Source organism: Kitasatospora sp. NRRL B-11411 (genome assembly GCF_000721345.1).
GTDB classification, from domain to species: Bacteria; Actinomycetota; Actinomycetes; order Streptomycetales; family Streptomycetaceae; genus Kitasatospora; species Kitasatospora cineracea.
Map to the genome: position 1 here is coordinate 23874 of NZ_JOGH01000050.1, position 17649 is coordinate 41522.

At 75.2% G+C, this 17649-nt stretch carries 19 protein-coding genes and 1 pseudogene; 13 read left to right on the forward strand and 7 right to left on the reverse strand.

Annotated elements, in window-relative coordinates; all coding sequences use genetic code 11:
- Positions 1–92: 92 nt before the first annotated feature.
- Entirely contained in the window at positions 93–494 is a 402-nt protein-coding gene (locus IH44_RS0122125) for a hypothetical protein (RefSeq protein ID WP_030461416.1), read from the reverse strand.
- Positions 495–703: 209 nt separating this feature from the next.
- Here IH44_RS0122125 and IH44_RS0122130 point away from each other — a divergent pair, with 209 nt between their 5' ends.
- Together IH44_RS0122130 and IH44_RS0122135 are read left to right on the forward strand one after the other, a co-directional pair.
- Positions 704–1144 carry an Lrp/AsnC family transcriptional regulator gene (locus tag IH44_RS0122130; RefSeq protein WP_030461417.1) on the forward strand — a complete coding sequence of 147 codons (441 nt, stop codon included), beginning with the start codon at positions 704–706 and terminating at the stop codon, positions 1142–1144.
- A 31-nt stretch (positions 1145–1175) separates the two neighbouring features.
- Positions 1176–2789: an amidohydrolase gene (locus IH44_RS0122135; protein ID WP_030461418.1), complete on the forward strand. Its 1614-nt coding sequence runs from the start codon at positions 1176–1178 to the stop codon at positions 2787–2789.
- 15 nt (positions 2790–2804) lie between these two features.
- Here the strand turns inward: IH44_RS0122135 and IH44_RS0122140 are convergent, their stop codons facing one another.
- Positions 2805–3716 (reverse strand): SDR family oxidoreductase, encoded by a 912-nt coding sequence (locus tag IH44_RS0122140; RefSeq protein ID WP_030461419.1) that lies wholly within the window; start codon positions 3714–3716, stop codon positions 2805–2807.
- A 121-nt stretch (positions 3717–3837) separates the two neighbouring features.
- Between IH44_RS0122140 and IH44_RS0122145 the strand changes: the two genes are divergently transcribed.
- From IH44_RS0122145 to fxsA, 5 genes and pseudogenes are all read left to right on the forward strand, one after another.
- Positions 3838–4428, forward strand: a complete 591-nt coding sequence (locus IH44_RS0122145) for a TetR/AcrR family transcriptional regulator (RefSeq protein WP_030461420.1) — start codon at positions 3838–3840, stop codon at positions 4426–4428.
- Positions 4429–4472: 44 nt separating this feature from the next.
- Positions 4473–4700 carry a hypothetical protein gene (locus IH44_RS48265; RefSeq protein WP_030461421.1) on the forward strand — a complete coding sequence of 76 codons (228 nt, stop codon included), beginning with the start codon at positions 4473–4475 and terminating at the stop codon, positions 4698–4700.
- A pseudogene (locus IH44_RS49750) lies at positions 4694–4963 on the forward strand (amidase family protein); the annotation flags it as partial. The gene IH44_RS48265 and the pseudogene IH44_RS49750, both read left to right, overlap by 7 nt.
- 184 nt (positions 4964–5147) lie before the next feature.
- Positions 5148–6752 carry an apolipoprotein N-acyltransferase gene (gene lnt / locus IH44_RS0122155; protein ID WP_030461422.1) on the forward strand — a complete coding sequence of 535 codons (1605 nt, stop codon included), beginning with the start codon at positions 5148–5150 and terminating at the stop codon, positions 6750–6752.
- A gap of 138 nt (positions 6753–6890) precedes the next feature.
- Positions 6891–7478, forward strand: coding sequence for an FxsA family membrane protein (gene fxsA / locus IH44_RS0122160; protein WP_232795042.1), 588 nt, complete (start codon positions 6891–6893; stop codon positions 7476–7478).
- 124 nt (positions 7479–7602) lie between these two features.
- On the opposite strand, the gene IH44_RS0122165 is transcribed toward fxsA, so the two are convergent.
- The 3 genes from IH44_RS0122165 to IH44_RS0122175 form a co-directional block, all read right to left on the reverse strand.
- Positions 7603–7977 carry an RNA polymerase-binding protein RbpA gene (locus tag IH44_RS0122165; protein WP_030461424.1) on the reverse strand — a complete coding sequence of 125 codons (375 nt, stop codon included), beginning with the start codon at positions 7975–7977 and terminating at the stop codon, positions 7603–7605.
- A gap of 247 nt (positions 7978–8224) precedes the next feature.
- On the reverse strand, positions 8225–9850 hold the full coding sequence (locus IH44_RS0122170) for an FtsK/SpoIIIE domain-containing protein (protein ID WP_030461425.1): 1626 nt from the start codon (positions 9848–9850) through the stop codon (positions 8225–8227).
- 180 nt (positions 9851–10030) lie between these two features.
- Positions 10031–10225 (reverse strand): hypothetical protein, encoded by a 195-nt coding sequence (locus tag IH44_RS0122175; RefSeq protein WP_014134294.1) that lies wholly within the window; start codon positions 10223–10225, stop codon positions 10031–10033.
- Between the two features lie 347 nt (positions 10226–10572).
- On the opposite strand from IH44_RS0122175, the gene IH44_RS0122180 reads away from it, so the two are divergent.
- From IH44_RS0122180 to IH44_RS0122200, 5 genes are all read left to right on the forward strand, one after another.
- The gene (locus IH44_RS0122180) at positions 10573–10992 is read left to right on the forward strand and encodes an ankyrin repeat domain-containing protein (protein WP_051817173.1); all 420 of its coding nucleotides are present in this window, start codon (positions 10573–10575) and stop codon (positions 10990–10992) included.
- 67 nt (positions 10993–11059) lie between these two features.
- Entirely contained in the window at positions 11060–11557 is a 498-nt protein-coding gene (locus IH44_RS0122185; protein WP_030461427.1) for a GNAT family N-acetyltransferase, read from the forward strand.
- A 262-nt stretch (positions 11558–11819) separates the two neighbouring features.
- On the forward strand, positions 11820–13301 hold the full coding sequence (locus IH44_RS0122190) for an endo-1,4-beta-xylanase (protein ID WP_030461428.1): 1482 nt from the start codon (positions 11820–11822) through the stop codon (positions 13299–13301).
- A gap of 384 nt (positions 13302–13685) precedes the next feature.
- Positions 13686–14588, forward strand: coding sequence for a nucleotidyltransferase domain-containing protein (locus IH44_RS0122195; protein ID WP_081967042.1), 903 nt, complete (start codon positions 13686–13688; stop codon positions 14586–14588).
- The gene (locus IH44_RS0122200; RefSeq protein WP_030461430.1) at positions 14585–15121 is read left to right on the forward strand and encodes a GNAT family N-acetyltransferase; all 537 of its coding nucleotides are present in this window, start codon (positions 14585–14587) and stop codon (positions 15119–15121) included. The genes IH44_RS0122195 and IH44_RS0122200 overlap by 4 nt, the downstream gene beginning before the upstream one ends.
- Positions 15122–15128: 7 nt before the next feature.
- Here IH44_RS0122200 and IH44_RS0122205 read toward each other — a convergent pair whose 3' ends face one another.
- Both IH44_RS0122205 and IH44_RS0122210 read right to left on the reverse strand, forming a co-directional pair.
- A complete protein-coding gene (locus IH44_RS0122205; protein ID WP_081967043.1) occupies positions 15129–15935 on the reverse strand; it encodes an alpha/beta fold hydrolase in 807 nt (268 codons plus the stop codon).
- 105 nt (positions 15936–16040) lie between these two features.
- Positions 16041–16538 (reverse strand): MarR family winged helix-turn-helix transcriptional regulator, encoded by a 498-nt coding sequence (locus IH44_RS0122210; RefSeq protein ID WP_030461432.1) that lies wholly within the window; start codon positions 16536–16538, stop codon positions 16041–16043.
- A 133-nt stretch (positions 16539–16671) separates the two neighbouring features.
- On the opposite strand from IH44_RS0122210, the gene IH44_RS0122215 reads away from it, so the two are divergent.
- Positions 16672–17529 carry an SDR family NAD(P)-dependent oxidoreductase gene (locus IH44_RS0122215; protein ID WP_051817174.1) on the forward strand — a complete coding sequence of 286 codons (858 nt, stop codon included), beginning with the start codon at positions 16672–16674 and terminating at the stop codon, positions 17527–17529.
- The last annotated feature ends 120 nt before the right edge of the window (positions 17530–17649 follow it).

Genomic DNA, 17649 nt, shown 5'->3' on the forward strand with positions numbered 1-17649 from the left:
GGACGTCGGACCGCCCGGGGCGGTCCGGTTCCTCGGTCGGGCCCGGGACCGGGCCGGGTTCGGGCCGGGTTCGGGCCGGGTTCGGGCCGGGTTCAGGCCGCGCGGCGGTCGCGCTGCGCGGGCACGAAGACCCGCACCGGGCGGTGCGCCCCGGCGTGCGAGAACGGCTGGGTGCGCCAGTCCAGCGCGGTCGGCAGCGCCACCAGGTTGGACTGGCCGTCCTGCTCCGGCTGCTCCTCGCACTCCGGCAGGTCGGCGGTCGGCGCGCCGGTGCCCCGGCAGATCGCGGGCTGGAAGGGGTTCCACGCGGAGGTCAGCACCGCGTGCTGGGGCAGGCGCTCCTCGTCCCCGATCAACGCGATCGGGCGGTCGCACTCCGGGCAGTGCACCCGGACGATCTCCCAGGTGTCGGCCGCGCCCGGGTCCGTCCCGAAGGACGCCTCGGGCGCGCCGGGTTCGTCCTCGACGTCGGAACGCAGGTCGGTGGAAGGCATGGTGATCCCCCTCGGATCGGGCCGGAACCTCTCGTCGTCCGGGCCACCAGCAGCACTTCCCAGTGACGGGACGTCATAACCCTGCACTGCGGCGCACGGTGATGCATTCCTTGTGTTCCTCGCCACATTCCGTTGGCATGTGCCCCCCGGATGCGCCCCCCCGCGAGCTGTCTGCACGGCCCACCCCCGATCGAGTAGGTTGACGCCTTGTGGAGGAACTCGACCAGCGCATCGTCCAGCTGCTGCTCCAGGACGGACGGATGAGCTACACCGACCTGGGCAAGGCCACCGGCCTGTCCACCTCGGCCGTGCACCAGCGGGTGCGCCGCCTGGAGCAGCGCGGCGTCGTCCGCGGCTACACCGCCATCGTCGACCCCGAGGCGGTCAACCTGGCGCTCACCGCGTTCATCTCGGTCAAGCCCTTCGACCCCAGCGCCCCCGACGACACCCCGGAACGGCTCGTCGGCCTGCCCGAGATCGAGGCCTGCCACAGCGTCGCCGGCGACGAGAACTACATCCTCAAGGTCCGGGTCCCCGGCCCCGGCGACCTCGAGGACCTGCTGGCCCGGATCCGCACCGCCGCCGGCGTCTCCACCCGCACCACCGTGGTCCTCTCCACGCCCTACGAGGCGCGCCCCCCGAAGCTCTGACCCCGGTGTCCGCAGTGCGAGACTGGACGCCATGACCGAACGCACCGACCGGACCGTGCTGCTGCGCGGCGGCAACGTCTACAGCCCCGCCGACCCCTTCGCCACCGCCATGCTGGTCGAGGGCCAACACGTCGCCTGGGTCGGCAGCGACGGAGCCGCCGAGGCGTACGCCGACACCGTCGACGAGATCGTCGAACTGGACGGCGCCCTGGTCACCCCCGCCTTCGTCGACGCCCACGTGCACGCCACCTCCACCGGCCTCGCCCTCACCGGCCTCGACCTCACCGACTGCGGCTCGCTCGCCGAAGCCCTGAACCGCACCGCCGCGTTCGGCGCCTCCTTCGCCGGCGGCGCCCTGATCGGCCACGGCTGGGACGAGACCCGCTGGCCCGAGCACCGCGCCCCCTCGCTCGCCGAACTCGACGCCGCCGCCGGGGACGTCCCGCTCTACCTCTCCCGCACCGACGTCCACTCCGGCCTCGCCACCAGCGCGCTGCGCGCCCTCGTCCCCGGCCTCGACGCGCTCCCCGGGCACGACGCGACCGGCCCGCTCACCCGCGACGCCCACCACGCGGTCCGGCAGGCCGCCCTCGCCCACCTCACCCCCGTCCAGCGCCGCGACGCCCAGTACGCCACCCTGCGCCGGGCCGCCGCCCTCGGCATCGGCACCCTGCACGAGTGCGCCGGCCCGCAGATCTCCTCCGCCGAGGACCTCGCCGCGCTGCTCGCCCTCGCCGCCGAGACCGACGGCCCCGAGGTGTACGGCTACTGGGGCGAACTCGGCCCCGAGGGCGTCGAGACCGCCCGGCGCCTCGGCGCGGTCGGCGCCGGCGGCGACCTGTTCGTCGACGGCGCGCTCGGCTCGCACACCGCCTGCCTGCACGACCCCTACACCGACGCCGACCACACCGGCACCGCCTACCTGAGCGCCGCCGAGATCGCCGACCACGTCACCGCCTGCACCGAGGCGGGCCTGCAGGCCGGCTTCCACGCCATCGGCGACGCCGCGATCGGCGCCGTCGTGGAGGGCGTCCGGGCCGCCGCCGACAAGCTCGGCCTCGACCGGGTCAAGGCGATGCGCCACCGGGTCGAGCACGCCGAGGCCCTCACCCCCGAGACCCTCGCCGCGTTCGCCGAACTCGGCCTCACCGCCTCGGTCCAGCCCGCCTTCGACGCCGCCTGGGGCGGCCCCGACGGCATGTACGCGGCCCGCCTCGGCGCCGACCGCGCCGCCGCCCTCAACCCGTTCGCCGCGATGCTGCGCGCCGGCCTCCCGCTGGCCTTCGGCTCCGACGCCCCCGTCACCCCGCTCGACCCCTGGGGCACCGTCCGGGCCGCCGCCTTCCACCGCACCCCCGAGCACCGGATCTCGGTCCGCGCCGCCTTCACCGCCCACACCCGCGGCGGCCACCGGGCGCTGGGCCACGACGCCGACGGCATCCTCGTGCCCGGCGCGATCGCCTCCTACGCCGTCTGGGACACCACCGACCTCGTCGTCCAGGCCCCCGACACCCGCATCGCCGGCTGGTCCACCGACCCCCGCTCCGGCACCCCCGGCCTCCCCGACCTCACCCCCGGCCACCCCCTCCCGCTCTGCCTGCGCACCGTGGTCCGCGGCCGCACCGTCCACCGGCACGACTCCTAGGCCCGGACGGGGGGTTCAGGAGGCCGGTGCGGCCAGGTAGTCGCCGTGCGCCAGGTCCTCGAGCAGGGTCGGCCCGGTGGGGGTCCAGTCGAGCAGCCGCCGGGTGCGGGAGCTGGAGGCCGGCCCGTCGAAGGCGTAGGCGGTGGCCATGAACGGGCTGACGAAGTGGGTGGCGGCCTCCTCGGGGGTCAGCGAGCGGGTGGGCAGGCCCAGGCCCCGGCCGATGGCCTGCGCGACGCTCCGCAGCGGGACGCCGCTCTCGGCCACCCCGTGCAGGACGCTGCCCGCGGGCGCCCGTTCGACCGCGAGCCGGAACAGCACCGCCGCGTCGCGCCGGTGCACGGCGGGCCACCGGTTGGCGCCGTCCCCGACGTAGGCCGAGACGCCGCTCTGCCGGGCGGTGGCGACGAGCATGGGGACGAAGCCGTGGTCCCGGGGGCCGTGGACGGTGGGGGCGAGGCGGACCACGCTCGCGCGCACGCCCCGGGCGGCGAGGTCCAGGCAGGCCCGCTCGCCCGCGATCCGGAAGGCGGCGATCCCGGCCGGGTCGGGCGCGTCCTGCTCGGTGGCTTCCCGGCCCGCGGGCAGCACGAGGGTGCCCGAGGTGACGACGAGCGGCTTCCCGGAGCCCTCCAGCGGCCGGCCCAGCGCCTCGATCGCGCTCCGGTCGCGCCGCGCCATGTCGGCGAGGTCGGAGAAGTCGCCGCCGTAGGCCATGTGCAGGACGCCGTCGGCGGCCCCGGCGCCGCGGCACAGGCTGTCGAGGTCGTCCAGCGAGCCGCGGTGCGGCACGGCGCCCAGTGACTCCAGCCGGGCGGCGGCCGCGTCCGAGCGGGCCAGGCCGGTGACGGTGTGGCCGGCCGCGAGGAGTTCGGCGACGACCGCGGGCCCGGTCTGGCCGGAACCGCCGGTGACGAAGACGTGCATGGAGCACCCTCCCGTTTAATGTCAGTGACTGGCGCTACGCGGCGCCGCCGCCGAGCCTAGGTAGCGCCAGTCACTGGCGTCAAGAAGCGCCAGTGACTGGCGCGTGCGCTATCCTCTGGGCGTGCCACGGAGCGGAGCAGAAGCGCGCGGCCGCCTCCAGCAGGCGGCCTTGGAGCTGTACCGGGAACGCGGGTTCGACCGGACCACGACGGCCGAGATCGCCGCCCGCGCCGGCGTCAACGAGCGCACCTTCTTCCGGCACTTCCCGGACAAGCGCGAGGTGCTCTTCGACGGCGAGGCCGACCTGCGCGCCGCGCTGGTCCGGGCGGTGGCCGAGGCGCCCGACGGCCTGCGGCCGCTCGAAGTGCTGCTGCGCGCCTTCCGGGAGGCCGAACCGATCCTGGAGCGCAACCGCCCCTTCGCCGAACCGCGCCTGCAGGTCATCGCGGCCACCCCGGCGCTCCGCGAACGCGACCTGGCCAAGGCCGCGGCCCTGGGCGAGGCCCTGGGCGAGGCCCTGCGGCAGCGGGGCGTGCCCGGCCGGCCGGCCCGACTGGCCGCCGCGACCGGCTGGGCCGCCTTCCACCAGGCGGTCCAGGACTGGATCGACGACCCCTCGCCGGGCCTGGAGGCCCACCTCCGCCGGGTCTTCGCCGACCTGCGCGCCCTCTGCGCGGACGACGCCCCCGCACCGGCCCGGCCCCGCGGCTGAACCCCCGCGGACGTTCGTCCAGGACCCGGCAGCACCGGACGGCGGTGCGGGCGGCGCTGCCCGCCCTGGAGGCGGCCGGCCACCACGTGGTCGACACCGCGCTGCCGCTGCCGCCGGCCGAGGAGCCGGTCGGCGCGTTCACCACGCTGTGGAACACCGGCGCGGCCGGCGTCCCGCTCACCGACCCGGACCGGGTCGAGCCGCACGACCGGGCGCTGCGGGACGCCGCGCCCGCCGTCGACTCCTGGGCGTACGCGCGCAGGACGTGCTGAGCGCCCAGCGGCTCTCCCGGGGCCTGGTGGAGGGCTTCCGGGCCGCCTTCGACCTGCTGGTCACCCCGACCATGGCCTGCCTGCCGCCGCTGATCGGCGCCTGGCGGGCCGGCACTGCCGAGGACCCGCTGGCCGCGGTCCGCACCTCCTGCCCGATGGGCGTGTTCACCTCGGTGTTCGACATCACCGGGCAGCCCGCGCTCTCGCTGCCGCTGCACCAGGACCCGGCCACCGGCCTGCCCGTGGGCGTCCAGCTGGTCGCCGCACCCTGGAGCAGGCCCTGCCCCGGGCCGGGCGCCGCCCGCCGGTCGGCCGCTGACGGACCGTCGGCCGCACGGGGCGGCCGGGGGAGTGAGGTACCTTTCCTGGGACGTCGAACGAGGTGGAACGCGCGTGCGCCCCCTCCCCGGCGGAGACGACCCCGAGGTAGAGAGGTGGTGCGCCCAGGTGGCACTGCCCGTTTCGCAGGAGCAGCCGGTGGCCGAGGAGGACGCGGAGCCGCCGGCGCCCGTGCGGGGCAGCCGCAAGGCGTGGTGGGCCCGGACGGGGCTGGCCGCGCTGTCCGGCCTGGCCCTGGCGTTCGCGTTCCCGCCGTTCGACGTGTGGCCGCTGTCGATCCTCGCGGTGGCCGCCCTGGCGGTGCTGACCCGCGGGCAGCGGGCCCGGCACGGGGCCTGGCTGGGCTTCGCGTTCGGCGTGCCGTTCTTCGTGGTGCTGCTGTCCTGGCTGCGCCCGGTCGGCTGGGACGCCACGGTGGGCCTGTCGCTGATCGAGGCGCTGTTCCTGGCCCTGATGGGCGCGGGCACGGCGCTGACCTCGAAGCTGCGGGGCTGGCCGCTGTGGGGCGCGGTGCTCTGGGTCACCCAGGAGTGGATGCGCGACCGGCTGCCGTTCGGCGGCTTCCCGTGGGGCCGGCTGGCGTTCGCCAACACCGCGAGCCCGTTCACGCCGCTGGCCGCGCTGGGCGGCGCCCCGCTGGTGACCTTCGCGGTCGCCGCCGGCGGCACCTTGCTGGCCTGGGCGGCGCTGAGCGCGGCGCGGGCCCGGCGCACCGACACCGACCTGCCGTGGCGCACCGCGGTCGGCGTGGTGGGCGCGGTCGCGCTGGTGCTGGTCGGCTACGCGGTGCCGGTGCCGACCTCGGCGGACGACACGGTGAAGGTCGCGCTCGTCCAGGGCAACGTGGACCGGCCCGGCATGGACTTCCTGGGCCGCCCGATGGAGGTGCTGGACAACCACGCCACCGCCACCGAGAAGCTCGCCGCCTCGGTCGCCGCGGGCGCCACCGCCAAGCCGGACGTGGTGATCTGGCCGGAGAACGCCTCCGACCTGGACCCGTTCACCGACCCGGCGGCGTTCGCCCGGATCGACGCCGCGGTCAAGGCGGTCGGCGTGCCCACCCTGGTCGGCGCGCTGGTCGACGGCCCCGACGAGCAGCACGTGCAGAACGAGGGCATCGTCTGGGACCCGTCCACCGGCCCCGGCGCCTCCTACACCAAGCAGCACCCGGTGCCGTTCGGCGAGTACGTGCCGTTCCGCACCGAGCTGTCCAAGGTGATCAGCCGCCTGCAGCGGGTCGCCCGGGACTTCTACCCCGGCGACCACAACGGCGTGATGCAGCTGGGCCCGGCCCGGATCGGCGACGTGATCTGCTTCGAGGTGGCGTACGACGAGATCGTCCGGGACACCGTCAACCAGGGCGGCCGGGTGATCGTCGTGCAGACCAACAACGCCACCTACAACAACACCGGGCAGACCGAGCAGCAGCTGGCGATGTCCCGGCTGCGGGCGGTCGAGCACGGGCGGGCGGTGCTGATCGCGGCGACCAGCGGCGTCTCCGCGGTGATCGCCCCGGACGGCACGGTGCAGCAGCGCACCGGCGAGATGGAGCAGGCCGTGCTGAACGCGGTGGTGCCGCTGCGCGACGGCAGGACCGTCGCCGACCGGGTCGGCGCGGTGCCGGAGTGGACGCTGGCCCTGGGCGGCGTGCTGGCCTGCGCGTTCGCGGTGGCCGGCGGGGTGCGCCGGCGGAAGGCGCAGCGCGCCGCCTGAGCGGGCGCGGGCCGACGGTCCCGGAGCCGCTGCCGAGGAACACGGCGGGCTCCGGGGCCGTTGTGCTGGGTGGTGCCGTGGACGCGGCCGGAGAGGCCGGCTGCCGCGGAGAGCACCGCGATGGAGTGGATCCGTACCGTGTCCCAGCAAGCAACCCCGGCCCGCCCGGCCCGCCGAGGCCGGCTCGCCCGAACCGTGCCGCTGCTGATCGTGGCCTGGCTGGTGCTGGAGATCTGGCTGGTCACGGTGGTGGCCGGCTGGATCGGCTGGTTCCTGACGCTGCTGCTGCTGGTCGCCGGGGTGTTCCTCGGCGGGACGGTGATCAAGCGCGCCGGGGCGCGGGCGTTCCGGGCCGCGGTCGAGCTGTCCAAGGACCCGCAGTCCGCGCAGCCGCAGACCGGCACCTCGATGACGGTGCTGGCGGGCATCCTGCTGATGGTCCCCGGCTTCCTGTCCGACCTGCTGGCGGTGACGTTCCTGCTGCCGCCGACCCGCGCGGTGTGGCGGGCCGTCGGCCGCCGGATCGCCGGCTCGGCGCTGCGCTCCACCTCCCCGGTCGGCGCGGACCGGTTCGCCGACGCGGTGCGGCTGCAGGAGCAGCTGCGGATCCACCGCCCCGACGGCAAGGTCGTCCAGGGCGAGGTCGTCGACCCGCCGGCCGGCCCGCGCGGCCCGTCGGGTCCGTCCGGCCCGGACACCGGGTACCGCCCGCCGATCGCCCCCTGACGGACCGTCCGGCGCTCCCCGGTGCCGAGAGCGCCGGAGGAACGCCGCCGAGAACGCCGAAGGGCCCCGGGGGGAACCGGGGCCCTTCGGCAGTGGTGCAGGTCGTGCGGCGGAAGTCCGTCCGTCAGGCGGACTTGCGCGAGTCGCGCGGGTGGATCGCCAGGTTCATCCCTCCGGAGCGCAGGACGGCCAGGCGCTCGGCCAGGACCTCCTCCAACTCCTCGCGGGTCCGGCGCTCCATCAGCATGTCCCAGTGGGTGCGGGTGGGCTTGGTCTTCTTCTCCTCCGGCTCCTCGCCGTCGAGGAGCGCGGCCTCCTGACCGCAGAAGCGGCATTCCCACACCGAGGGGATCTCGGCCTCGACCGAGAACGGGACCTCGAATCGGTGTCCGTTCTGACATGCGTACTCGACGGTCTGGCGGGGTGCCAGGTCAATACCGCGGTCGGTCTCGTAGCTGGTCGCCCCGAGTCGCGTGCCGCGGAGAGCTCGCTCGCTCATGAATCGTGCCTCCCGGGCTTCTTGCCCACAGGACTAGTGGTCGCTGTCTTCGTCGCTGGGTCCAACGCTCGACCTCCGACGAAGATTCCCGTCCGGGACATACGTCGCCTGTCGTGCCGCCCCTGTTTGTACCCATGGTCGCCCGTTTTGTCACATCTGAGCGGTGTTATCACCCGGCGTGTCACATTTTGTGCACTTATGGTCCGGCGAAGTCCGCCGGGGCGACCGGCCCTCCCGACGGACGTTCTTACCAGACCGGGCGGGCCCGGCCCGGCGCGGCCTCCCCGGCCAACTCCCCGGCGGGCTCCCCGGCCGGTTCCCCGAGCGACTCCCCGAGCGGCTCCTTGGCCAGGTTCGCCGGAGCCGGCGCGGCGGCCGGCACGGCCGCCTCGGTGCGGGTGTCGCGGTGCGGGAGCAGCGCGACCACGGCGTCCCGCAGCGGGGCCGGGGCGTCCTCGTCCAACGGGTCGACGGTGACCGGGACCTGGAGCCGGACCGGGGCCGCGGTGCCGATCCGGGCGTAGCCGCGCCCGGGCGGGGTGTGCGCGGCGGGCGCGATGTCCAGCGGGCCGCCGAGCGCGGCCGCGCCGGAGTCGGCGGTGACCGGGCCGAGCACCACCCGGGTGCGGGTGCAGGTGCGGACGGTCGCCGAGACCCGGTCCCGGGCGTCCAGCGCGTCCACGAACACCACCGTCACCCGGGCCGCGCGGCCGTGCCGCAGCGGCACCTCCAGCAGTTCCTGCGGGTCGGTGCGGCCCTCGGCGTGGGCGAGTTCGGACAGTTCGGTGAGGCGGTCGAGCAGGATCCACAGCGGCCGGGTGACGTCGGCGGGCGCGGCCAGCCCGTGGTGCCGGGCGGCGTTCAGCGCGACCAGCCGGCGCTCGGTCTCCTGCGCGCACCACTCCAGCGCGGCGAGCGCCCCGTGCAGGCTGGTCTCCACGGTGTGCACGCCCGGACGGTTCACCAGGCAGGCGTGCTCGCCGGTGCTCGCCCCGTCCACCACCACCAGGTCGCCGTGCGGCAGCGCCTGCAGCGCGATCGAGCGCAGCAGCGTCGAGGTGCCGTGGCCGGGCGCGCCCAGTGCCAGCAGGTGCGGCTCGGCCGAGCGCGGCCCGACCCGCCAGATCACCGGCGGCTGCTGCTCGGTGACGCCGCCCTGCTCGACCGGGATGGTGCGGTGGCTGCCCGCGCCGTCGGTGAAGCCCAGCACGATCTCGCCCGGCGCGGTGACGAAGCGCTGCGCGGCGATGTCGGCGGGCAGCGGGGACAGCGCCGCCACCCGCAGCCGGTTGGACTCCTCGTCCCAGTCGAAGCGGTACTCCCGCGAGCGCCCCGCCTTGCCCTGCACCACCTGCTCGATCCGGGCCCGGGCGGCGGGCTCGGTGTCGGTGAAGTACGCCGGGTAGGCGATCTCCAGCGCGGCCAGCCGCCCGTCCGGGTCGAACGCCCACTCGCTGAACGCCGACTTCCACTCGCCGTCCACCCGGTACAGCGCCCCCGGGTCGTCGTAGCCGCCGAAGTACGGGGTGAGCGCCGCGTACAGGGCGGGCAGCTTGACGTCGGCGGCGTCCGGCTCGGGTGCCGCCGGGGCCTTGGGGCTGCGGCCGACCCAGGCGGCGGAGGCGACCAGGGCGACGATCGCCAGCAGCGGGCCGTGCGGCAGCAGGAAGACGCCGAGCACCACGGCCGCGCCGACCAGCAGCGTCGGGCCGCGCCGCTCCTTCGGGGTGGCCGCCCAGCGGGCCTTGGCCCAGTCGGCGTGGCGGCGCAGGCCGCGGCCGATCAGGGCCAGCGGCGCGAACACGTCGGCGGCGTGGTCGCCGGCGCTGCGGGCGAGGTCGCGGCCCCGGGTGAAGTGGCGGGTGAGGGACATGCGGGCTCCGGAGGGCGGGGAGGGCGGGGAGGGTGGGGAGAACGGGGAGGCGAGGGCCGGTGGCGGGGACGGGGACCGGCCGGGGGAAGGGCCGGGAGCTGACGGGGGATCAGCTCCCGGCTGGCAGAAGGCCCGGGGCGGTGGGATGTCCGCGCCCGGGCCGTGAGGAGCAGGGACCGCTCAGAACTTCAGGCCGCCGATCAGGCTGGCCAGGCTCGCGCCGCCCGCCTGGATGCTCGGGGCGATCGAGGAACCCGCGACGTAGAAGCCGAACAGCGCGCACACCAGGGCGTGCGAGATCTTCAGCCCGTCCCGGCGGAAGAAGAGGAAGGCGATCACGCCGAACAGGACGATGCCGGAGATGGAGAGAATCACGGGATTGCTCCTCACGAGGGGCGGGGACAAGGTGACAGAAAGTGCCTCAATGGTGACAAAAAGTAATAGATGATGGGGTGCGGCAAACGGGTGGATCTCACCCGGGCACCCGGATCGGCGGTATACGTCCCGCAGTTCGACGGTGCACAGGGCCAGTGGATCGCACCGGCGCACTCAGGCGTCCCCGCGCGGGGCGCAGCCGCGCCCCGCACACCCGGAATTCGCCCGAACGGCCGTGCCGCACCACGCCGTACCGGTCCGCGGGGGCGTCCGCTAGCGTTCGCGGTGGCACGACCAGGACGAACCGCGGCCCCCGGGCCGCGCACCCGGAAGGCGGAACACCCCTCATGACCGACCCCACCGCGCGGGCCGACGGCGCCCCGCAGCCCGACGAGGACGTCATCGCCCTGGCCGGCCGGCTCTTCGACGCCGCCCGCACTGGGGACGCCGCGCTGCTCGCCGCCTACCTCGACGCCGGCACCCCCGCCAACCTCACCAACGACCGCGGCGACACCCTGCTGATGCTCGCCGCCTACCACGGCCACGCCGCCGCCGTCACCGCCCTGCTGGAGCGCGGCGCCGAGGCCGACCGCGCCAACGACCGCGGCCAGACCCCGCTGGCCGGCGCCGTCTTCAAGGGCGCCACCGAGGTCGTCGACGCCCTGCTCGCGCACGGCGCCGACCCGCGCGCCGGGGCGCCCTCCGCGCTGGACGCGGCCCGGATGTTCGGCAAGGACGAGCTGGTCGCCCGCCTCACCCGCGCCTGAGCGCCCCCTCCCGCCCCCGGACACCTGCGCACCGCGGGCCGGGGGCGGGCCCGTACCCTTGGGCGCCATGGAGATCCGCACCACCGGCTTCGGACACCCCGACGCCCAACAGCTCGCCGCCGAGGTCCAGCAGGAGTACGTCCGCAGGTACGGCGACGGCGACCAGACCGCCATGCACACCGACCACTTCGACCCGCCCGCCGGGCTGTTCGTGATCGGCTACCAGGACGGCCGGCCGGTGGCCTGCGGCGGATGGCGGGCCAAGGAACGCGACGAGGACGGGCTGCGCGACGGCGACGCCGAACTCAAGCGGATGTACGTCGTCCCCGACGCCCGCGGCCGCGGCCACGCCCGCGCCGTGCTGCGCCACCTGGAGGCCGCCGCCCTCGCCGCCGGGCGCACCCGGCTGGTGCTGGAGACCGGCACCCTGCAGCCCGAGGCGATCGCGCTCTACGGCTCCGAGGGCTACGCCGAGATCCGCAAGTTCGGCTACTACAAGGACCACGAGCAGAGCGTCTGCATGGGCAAGGAGCTCGCCGCCGTTCCCGCGGCGCAGCCCCGCTGACGTGCGGCGGCTGTAACTTTCTTGACCACAGGGCCAGTTGGGGCGGCCGCGGACCCGGAGCACCGGGCCGCGGCCGCTGCGTGTTTTCCGTCTCCCGCCGCAGGTCGGGGCGGTGGGTGTCGAAGGACAGTCGAACGTCCGTCGAAATTTTCGGAGCCGGGCAAGTAGCAGCGGTCGGCGGCCGGCCGCGGCGCTCCGTTGCCGGTGGCGCGCGGGCGGCCGTACGGTCCGTGCACCCCACCCACCCCTGGAAGGACCCACCATGGCTGCACAGTTGCGCGCAGCTCGCCGGCCCGGGCGCGCCCTCGCGGCACTGGCCCTCGCCGCCGCCGGCGGACTGCTGGCCGCCGCCACCGTCGGCAGCGGACCGGCCGGCGCGGCCGGCACCACCCTGCGCGACCTCGCCGAGGCCAAGGGCAGCTACTTCGGCACCGCGCTGACCCAGTCCAACCTGAACAGCTCCACCATCACCGCCATCGCCGGCACCCAGTTCGACATGGTCACCCCCGGCAACGAGATGAAGTGGGACACCACCGAGTCCTCCGCCGGGAACTTCAACTTCGGCCCCGGCGACCAGATCGTCTCCTTCGCCAAGGCCCACAGCATGCGGGTGCGCGGCCACACCCTGGTCTGGCACAGCCAGCTGCCCAACTGGGTCAGCAGCCTGCCCACCGCCCAGGTGCAGGCCGCGATGGAGAACCACATCACCACCGAGGCCACCCACTACAAGGGCCAGGTCTACTCCTGGGACGTCGTCAACGAGCCCTTCAACGAAGACGGTTCGCTGCGCACCGACGCCTTCTACAACGCGATGGGCTCCGGCTACATCGCCGACGCGCTGCGCACCGCGCACGCCGCCGACCCGAACGCCAAGCTCTACCTGAACGACTACAACATCGAGGGCCTGGGCGCGAAGAGCGACGCCATGTACCAGCTGGTCTCCTCGCTCAAGCAGCAGGGCGTGCCGATCGACGGCGTCGGCTTCGAGAGCCACTTCATCGTCGGCCAGGTCCCCAGCACCCTGAAGGCCAACATCCAGCGCTTCACCGCGCTCGGCGTGAACGTCGCCATCACCGAGCTGGACGACCGGATGCCCGTCCCGGCCAGCGCCGCCAACCTCGCCCAGCAGGCCACCGACTACGCCTACGTGGTCAACTCCTGCCTGGCGGTGAGCGGTTGCGTCGGCGTCTCGCAGTGGGGCGTGGGCGACCCGGACTCCTGGATCCCGGGCTTCTTCTCCGGCTACGGCGCGGCCACCATGTACGACGACAACTACCAGCCGAAGGCCGCCTACAACGCGGCGGTGACGGCGCTCGGCGGCAGCACCTCCTCGCCGTCCCCGTCGTCCTCCTCCTCGGCCTCGCCGTCGCCGTCCTCTTCGCCGTCCTCGTCGCCCTCCTCCTCGCCGTCGGTGCCGCCGACCGGCGCGGCCTGCAAGGTCAGCACCCAGGTCAGCGCCTGGAACACCGGCCTGACCGAGAACGTGACGGTCACCAACACCGGCGGCAGCGCCGTCAACGGCTGGAAGCTGACCTTCACGCTGCCCGGCGGGCAGAGCGTCACCAACGCCTGGAACGCCACCGTCAGCCCGGCCACCGGCCAGGTCAGCGCCGTCAACCTGGCGTACAACGCGGCGATCCCGGCCGGGGGCTCCACCACCTTCGGCTTCCAGGCCAACCACACCGGCAACGCCGCCGCGGCCGGCGGCTTCGCCCTCAACGGGGTTTCCTGCACGGCCGGTTGAGCCGAACCGGGTGAGAGCACCCAGGGAGCCGGGTGAACTCTCCCGGAGAGGCTGAACCGGTGGGCCGCACCGGGCGGAACGACCCGAACGGGGCCGGGCCGACCGGAGCCCGGGGCGGCCGGACCGGGCCGGGCGGACGCGGGGCCGTGCCATGGGGGCGGTTCCGCGGCCGTCCGGTCCGCTCGGTGACCGGGCGCCCGTACGGGTGGCGCCCGGCGGCGCGGTGCGGGGCGGTGCGGCGCCCCCACCGCGCTCTTTCGTGTTCGCGGCGCGCGGCGCGGCGTGGCGCGTGGTGCGGGGGTGGGGTACGGGGTGCGGGGTGTGGCCGGTGGCGGGCGGAAAATGTCTGGCGGCGGGTAGTGCGGTGGGGCAGGGTGGCGGTCGATGGCAAACGAGAACGAGAACGAGACCGCGGAGACGGACGCCGGGCCGGGTGCAGCGGCGGATACCGGGACGGACGAGGCCGGGGTGCTGGGGCCGGTCGTGCAGCGGCTGGCCGGGGTCGGCGGGATCGTCGGGGTCTGCCTCGGCGGCAGCCGGGCGCGCGGTACCCACACTGCCGGGTCCGACTACGACCTCGGCCTGTACTACCGCCCCGGGCAGCTCGACACCGGCGCGCTGCGGGAGGTGGCCGCCGAGCTGGGCGGCCGGCCGGTGGAGGTGACCGAGCCCGGCGGCTGGGGCCCCTGGGTGGACGGCGGCGCCTGGCTGGACATCGGCCCGGCCCGGGTCGACTGGATCTACCGGGACGTGCAGCGGGTGCGCCACTACGCGGCCGAGGCCCGCCACGGCCGGTACGTCTCCGGCCAGCAGCCCGGCCACCCGTACGGCGTGCCGTCCTACGCGTACGTCGGCGAGCTGGCGCTCGCCCGGGTGCTGGCCGACCCCGGCGGGGAGCTGGCCGCGCTGCGCGGCGAAATCGGCGCGTTCCCGGCCGAGTTGACCCGGACGCTGGAGGCCGACGCGGCCTGGGAGGCCCCGTTCGCGCTGGCCAACGCGCGCAAGGGGGCCCGGCGCGGGGACGCCGGGTACGTCGCCGGGTGCCTGTTCCGGGCCGTCGGCCTGCTGGTGCACGCGCTGCACGCGCGGGCCGGGCAGTGGCTGGTCAACGAGAAGGGCGCGATCGCCTCGGCCGGCCGACTGCCGTGCGCGCCACCGGAGTTCGAGCGGCGCGCGCAGGAGCTGTTCGCGCCCGGCGGCACCGACCCGGCGAGCCTGGCGGCCGTCCTGGACCGGGCCGAGGAACTGGCCCGCGAGGTGCTGGCCGGAGCGGAAGGAACCCGATGACAGTCACCGAACTCGCCACCCCCAGGCTGCTGTTGCGCCAGTGGCAGGACGAAGACCTGGACCGGTGGGCCGAGTTGAACGCCGACCCGCAGGTGCGCCGGTACTTCGGCACCCTGCTCGACCGGGAGCAGTCCGCCGGCTCGCTCGAGCACTTCCGGACCGAACTGGCGCAGCGCGGCTGGGGCTGGTGGGCGGTCGAACTCCGTTCGGAGCGCCGCTTCCTGGGCTTCGCCGGGCTCGACCCGGTCGACCCGGAGATGCCCTTCGACGGCGTCGAGGCCGGCTGGCGGCTGCACCGCGACGCCTGGGGCCACGGCTACGCCACCGAGGCCGGCCGGGCCGTCCTCCGGTACGGCTTCGAGGAGTTGGGCCTGACCGAGATCCTGGCCGTGATCGCCGCCGGGAACACCCCCTCGCGGGCGGTCGCGGAACGCCTCGGCATGGTGCACGACCCGGCCGCCGACTTCCTCGACCCGAGCGTCCCGCCCGGCCCGCAGCAGCACGCGGTGCTGTACCGGCTCGCGAAGAGCTGACGGAACGTCAGTTTTTCTTGTCTCCTTGGTGGTTGTCTGTAGTCAGGAGATGGTGGGTGCGGCGCACCAGGGTGGTGAACCGGTCGGGGTCGGTGAGGCTGAGCAGGTGCCCGCCCCGGGTGTGGAACAGGCGGGCCGGGGTGCCGGCGGTGCGGGTGGCGGCGAGGAAGCGCCGCTCGTCGGCGCGGAACGGCAGGTCGGTGCGGCCGTTGAGGTAGAGGGTCGGGACGGTCAGTCCGGCCGCCATGGCGAGGAAGTCGTGGCGGCGCAGCTCGGCGACGCCCTGGGTGAGGGCGGGCAGGTGGAAGCCCCCCGCGAGGACCGCCTCGGCGGACTCCGGCGGGAGCATCCGGCGCATCGCCCGGGCCTGGAGCCGCGCCGAACGCTCCGGCCCCAGCAGGTCGCCCAGCCGTCCGGCGGTGGCGTACGCGGCGGCCAGCGGGCCGGTGGTGCGGGCGGTGCAGCCGTGCAGCAGGACCGCGTCGACGTCCTCGGGGTGGCGGACGGTGTGGGCCAGCGAGGTGAACCCGCCCAGGGACAGGCCGGCCAGCAGCGGTCGCCGCCCGGTTGCCGCACGGGCCTCCCGGACGGCCAGGCGGACGGCGTCGACGGCCGCGTCCAGGGTGAACGGCCGTGCGGCGAGGGCGCCGTGGCAGGGCAGGTCCGGCGTGCTGACCCGGAAGTCCGGGGCGAGGCGGCGGGCGTGCGGACGCCACATGGTGGCGGACAGCCGGATGCCGTGCACCAGGACCAGCGGAGGAGCGGTGTCCGGGCCGAACACGGTCAGCCCGGGGGCGATCTGGCGTCCGGTCACGGGGTGTGCTCCGATCGGTCGGGGGTGGGGAGGGGGCGGGGGCGGTTCCCGGACCGTAGTGTGGTGCTGCGTGCTGCCGGTCGGCCGGGTGGTCCTGTGTGGCGGTTACTCCGGGTCGGTGGTGTGCTGTGCCGCCGCCGTGAGCATGTGCTCCTGGATCAGGCCCAATACGTCGGCCGCGTGGCCGAGTTGCTCCGGCGGGGTGGCGTCGAAGGTCTCGGCGAGCAGGTCGCAGCGGGCGGACCGGACCAGGGCCAGCGCCCGGCGGCCCTCCTCGGTGATCGCGATGACGCCGGATCGGCCGTCGGCCGGATCGGTGCGGCGGCTGACCAGCGCGTCGGCGCGCAGCCGGCGCAGTTGCAGGGAGGCCGTCGAGATGTCGATGCGCAGGCACTCGGCGATGTCGGAGACCCGCATCGGGCCCGCCGCCTCGAAGTGCTCCAGCAGTCGCAGCGAGCTGGACGGCATGTCGAACCCGGAACGGCGGGCCACCTCGGTGCGGATGTGCCTGCTCTCGCTCCACCGGACCAGCGCGGACAACGCCAGCTCCAGTCGGGCCAGTTCGCGGGCCACGGCGGACGGTGGAGTGGGGGTTGCGGTCACCCGCCCAGCCTACCGGGCCGGCCGGCTCCACCTTGGACAGCAGGTAACTCGCCTGCTGGGCCTGCTGGTTGCCCCGCACGCCCGCGAATGCTTTGATGCATCAAAGCATTTGGCGCCGGGAGGGGAACGAGCCATGGCCACAGCAGTGATCACGGGTGGGACGGACGGCATCGGCCGCGCCCTCGCCACCGCCTACCTGGAGCGCGGGCACCACGTCCTGGTGGTCGGCACCGACCCGGCCAAGGGCGAGGCGTTCCGGGCCGACGCCCACCGGCGCGGCGCGGGCGGACGGGCGCACTTCCTCACCGCGGACCTCAGCCTGGTCGCCGAGAACCGCCGTCTGATCGCCCACGTCGCCGCGCACCACCCGGCGGTGGACGTCCTCGTCCTGGGGGCCCGCTACCACCGTTCCACCAGGGCCGAGACCGCCGACGGCCTGGAGAGCAACTTCGCCCTCTTCTACCTCAGCCGCCACCTGCTCTCGCACGGCCTGCTGCCCCAACTGCGGCGCTCCGCAAGCCCCGTGGTGCTCAACTTCGGCGGCGCCGGACTGGCCGGCCCGGTCCGCTGGGACGACCTCCAGCTGCGCCGCGACTACCCCGGCACTGGTGCCCTCGGTCACGGCGGGGCCCTGTGCGACCTGCTGGCCGCCCACCTCGCCCACCTGCACCCCGACGTGCCCCAGGTCGTCAACCACCCCGGCGTGGTCGCCACCAGCTTCGCCGGCGAGTACGACCCCGCCACCGCCGCCCACGTCGACCGCCTGCGCGTCCACGGCAAACCCGTCACCGAGGCGGTCGCCCAGATCCTCCCCCACCTCGACTCACCCTCCGGCCCCCTCACCGCCGTCCTGGAGGGCCGCCGCGTCCCCACCGACACCCCCGCCTTCGACCCCGCCGCCGCCCGGCGCCTGCACGCGGTCACCGAGCAGCTCCTCGCCGCGCTGCCGGGTGTGGTTGAGGATCAGGAGGGCGGTGCGGTGACGCGGTAGGCGGGGGATGAGCCGCTGGAAGTGGAGGGCGGCCTGCACGTGGTCACCGAGCAGTTCCTTGCCGCGCTGCCGGCCCCCGCCCGGGTGTGTGGGTGGGGGCCGGTGGGGGCGGCGGGGGTG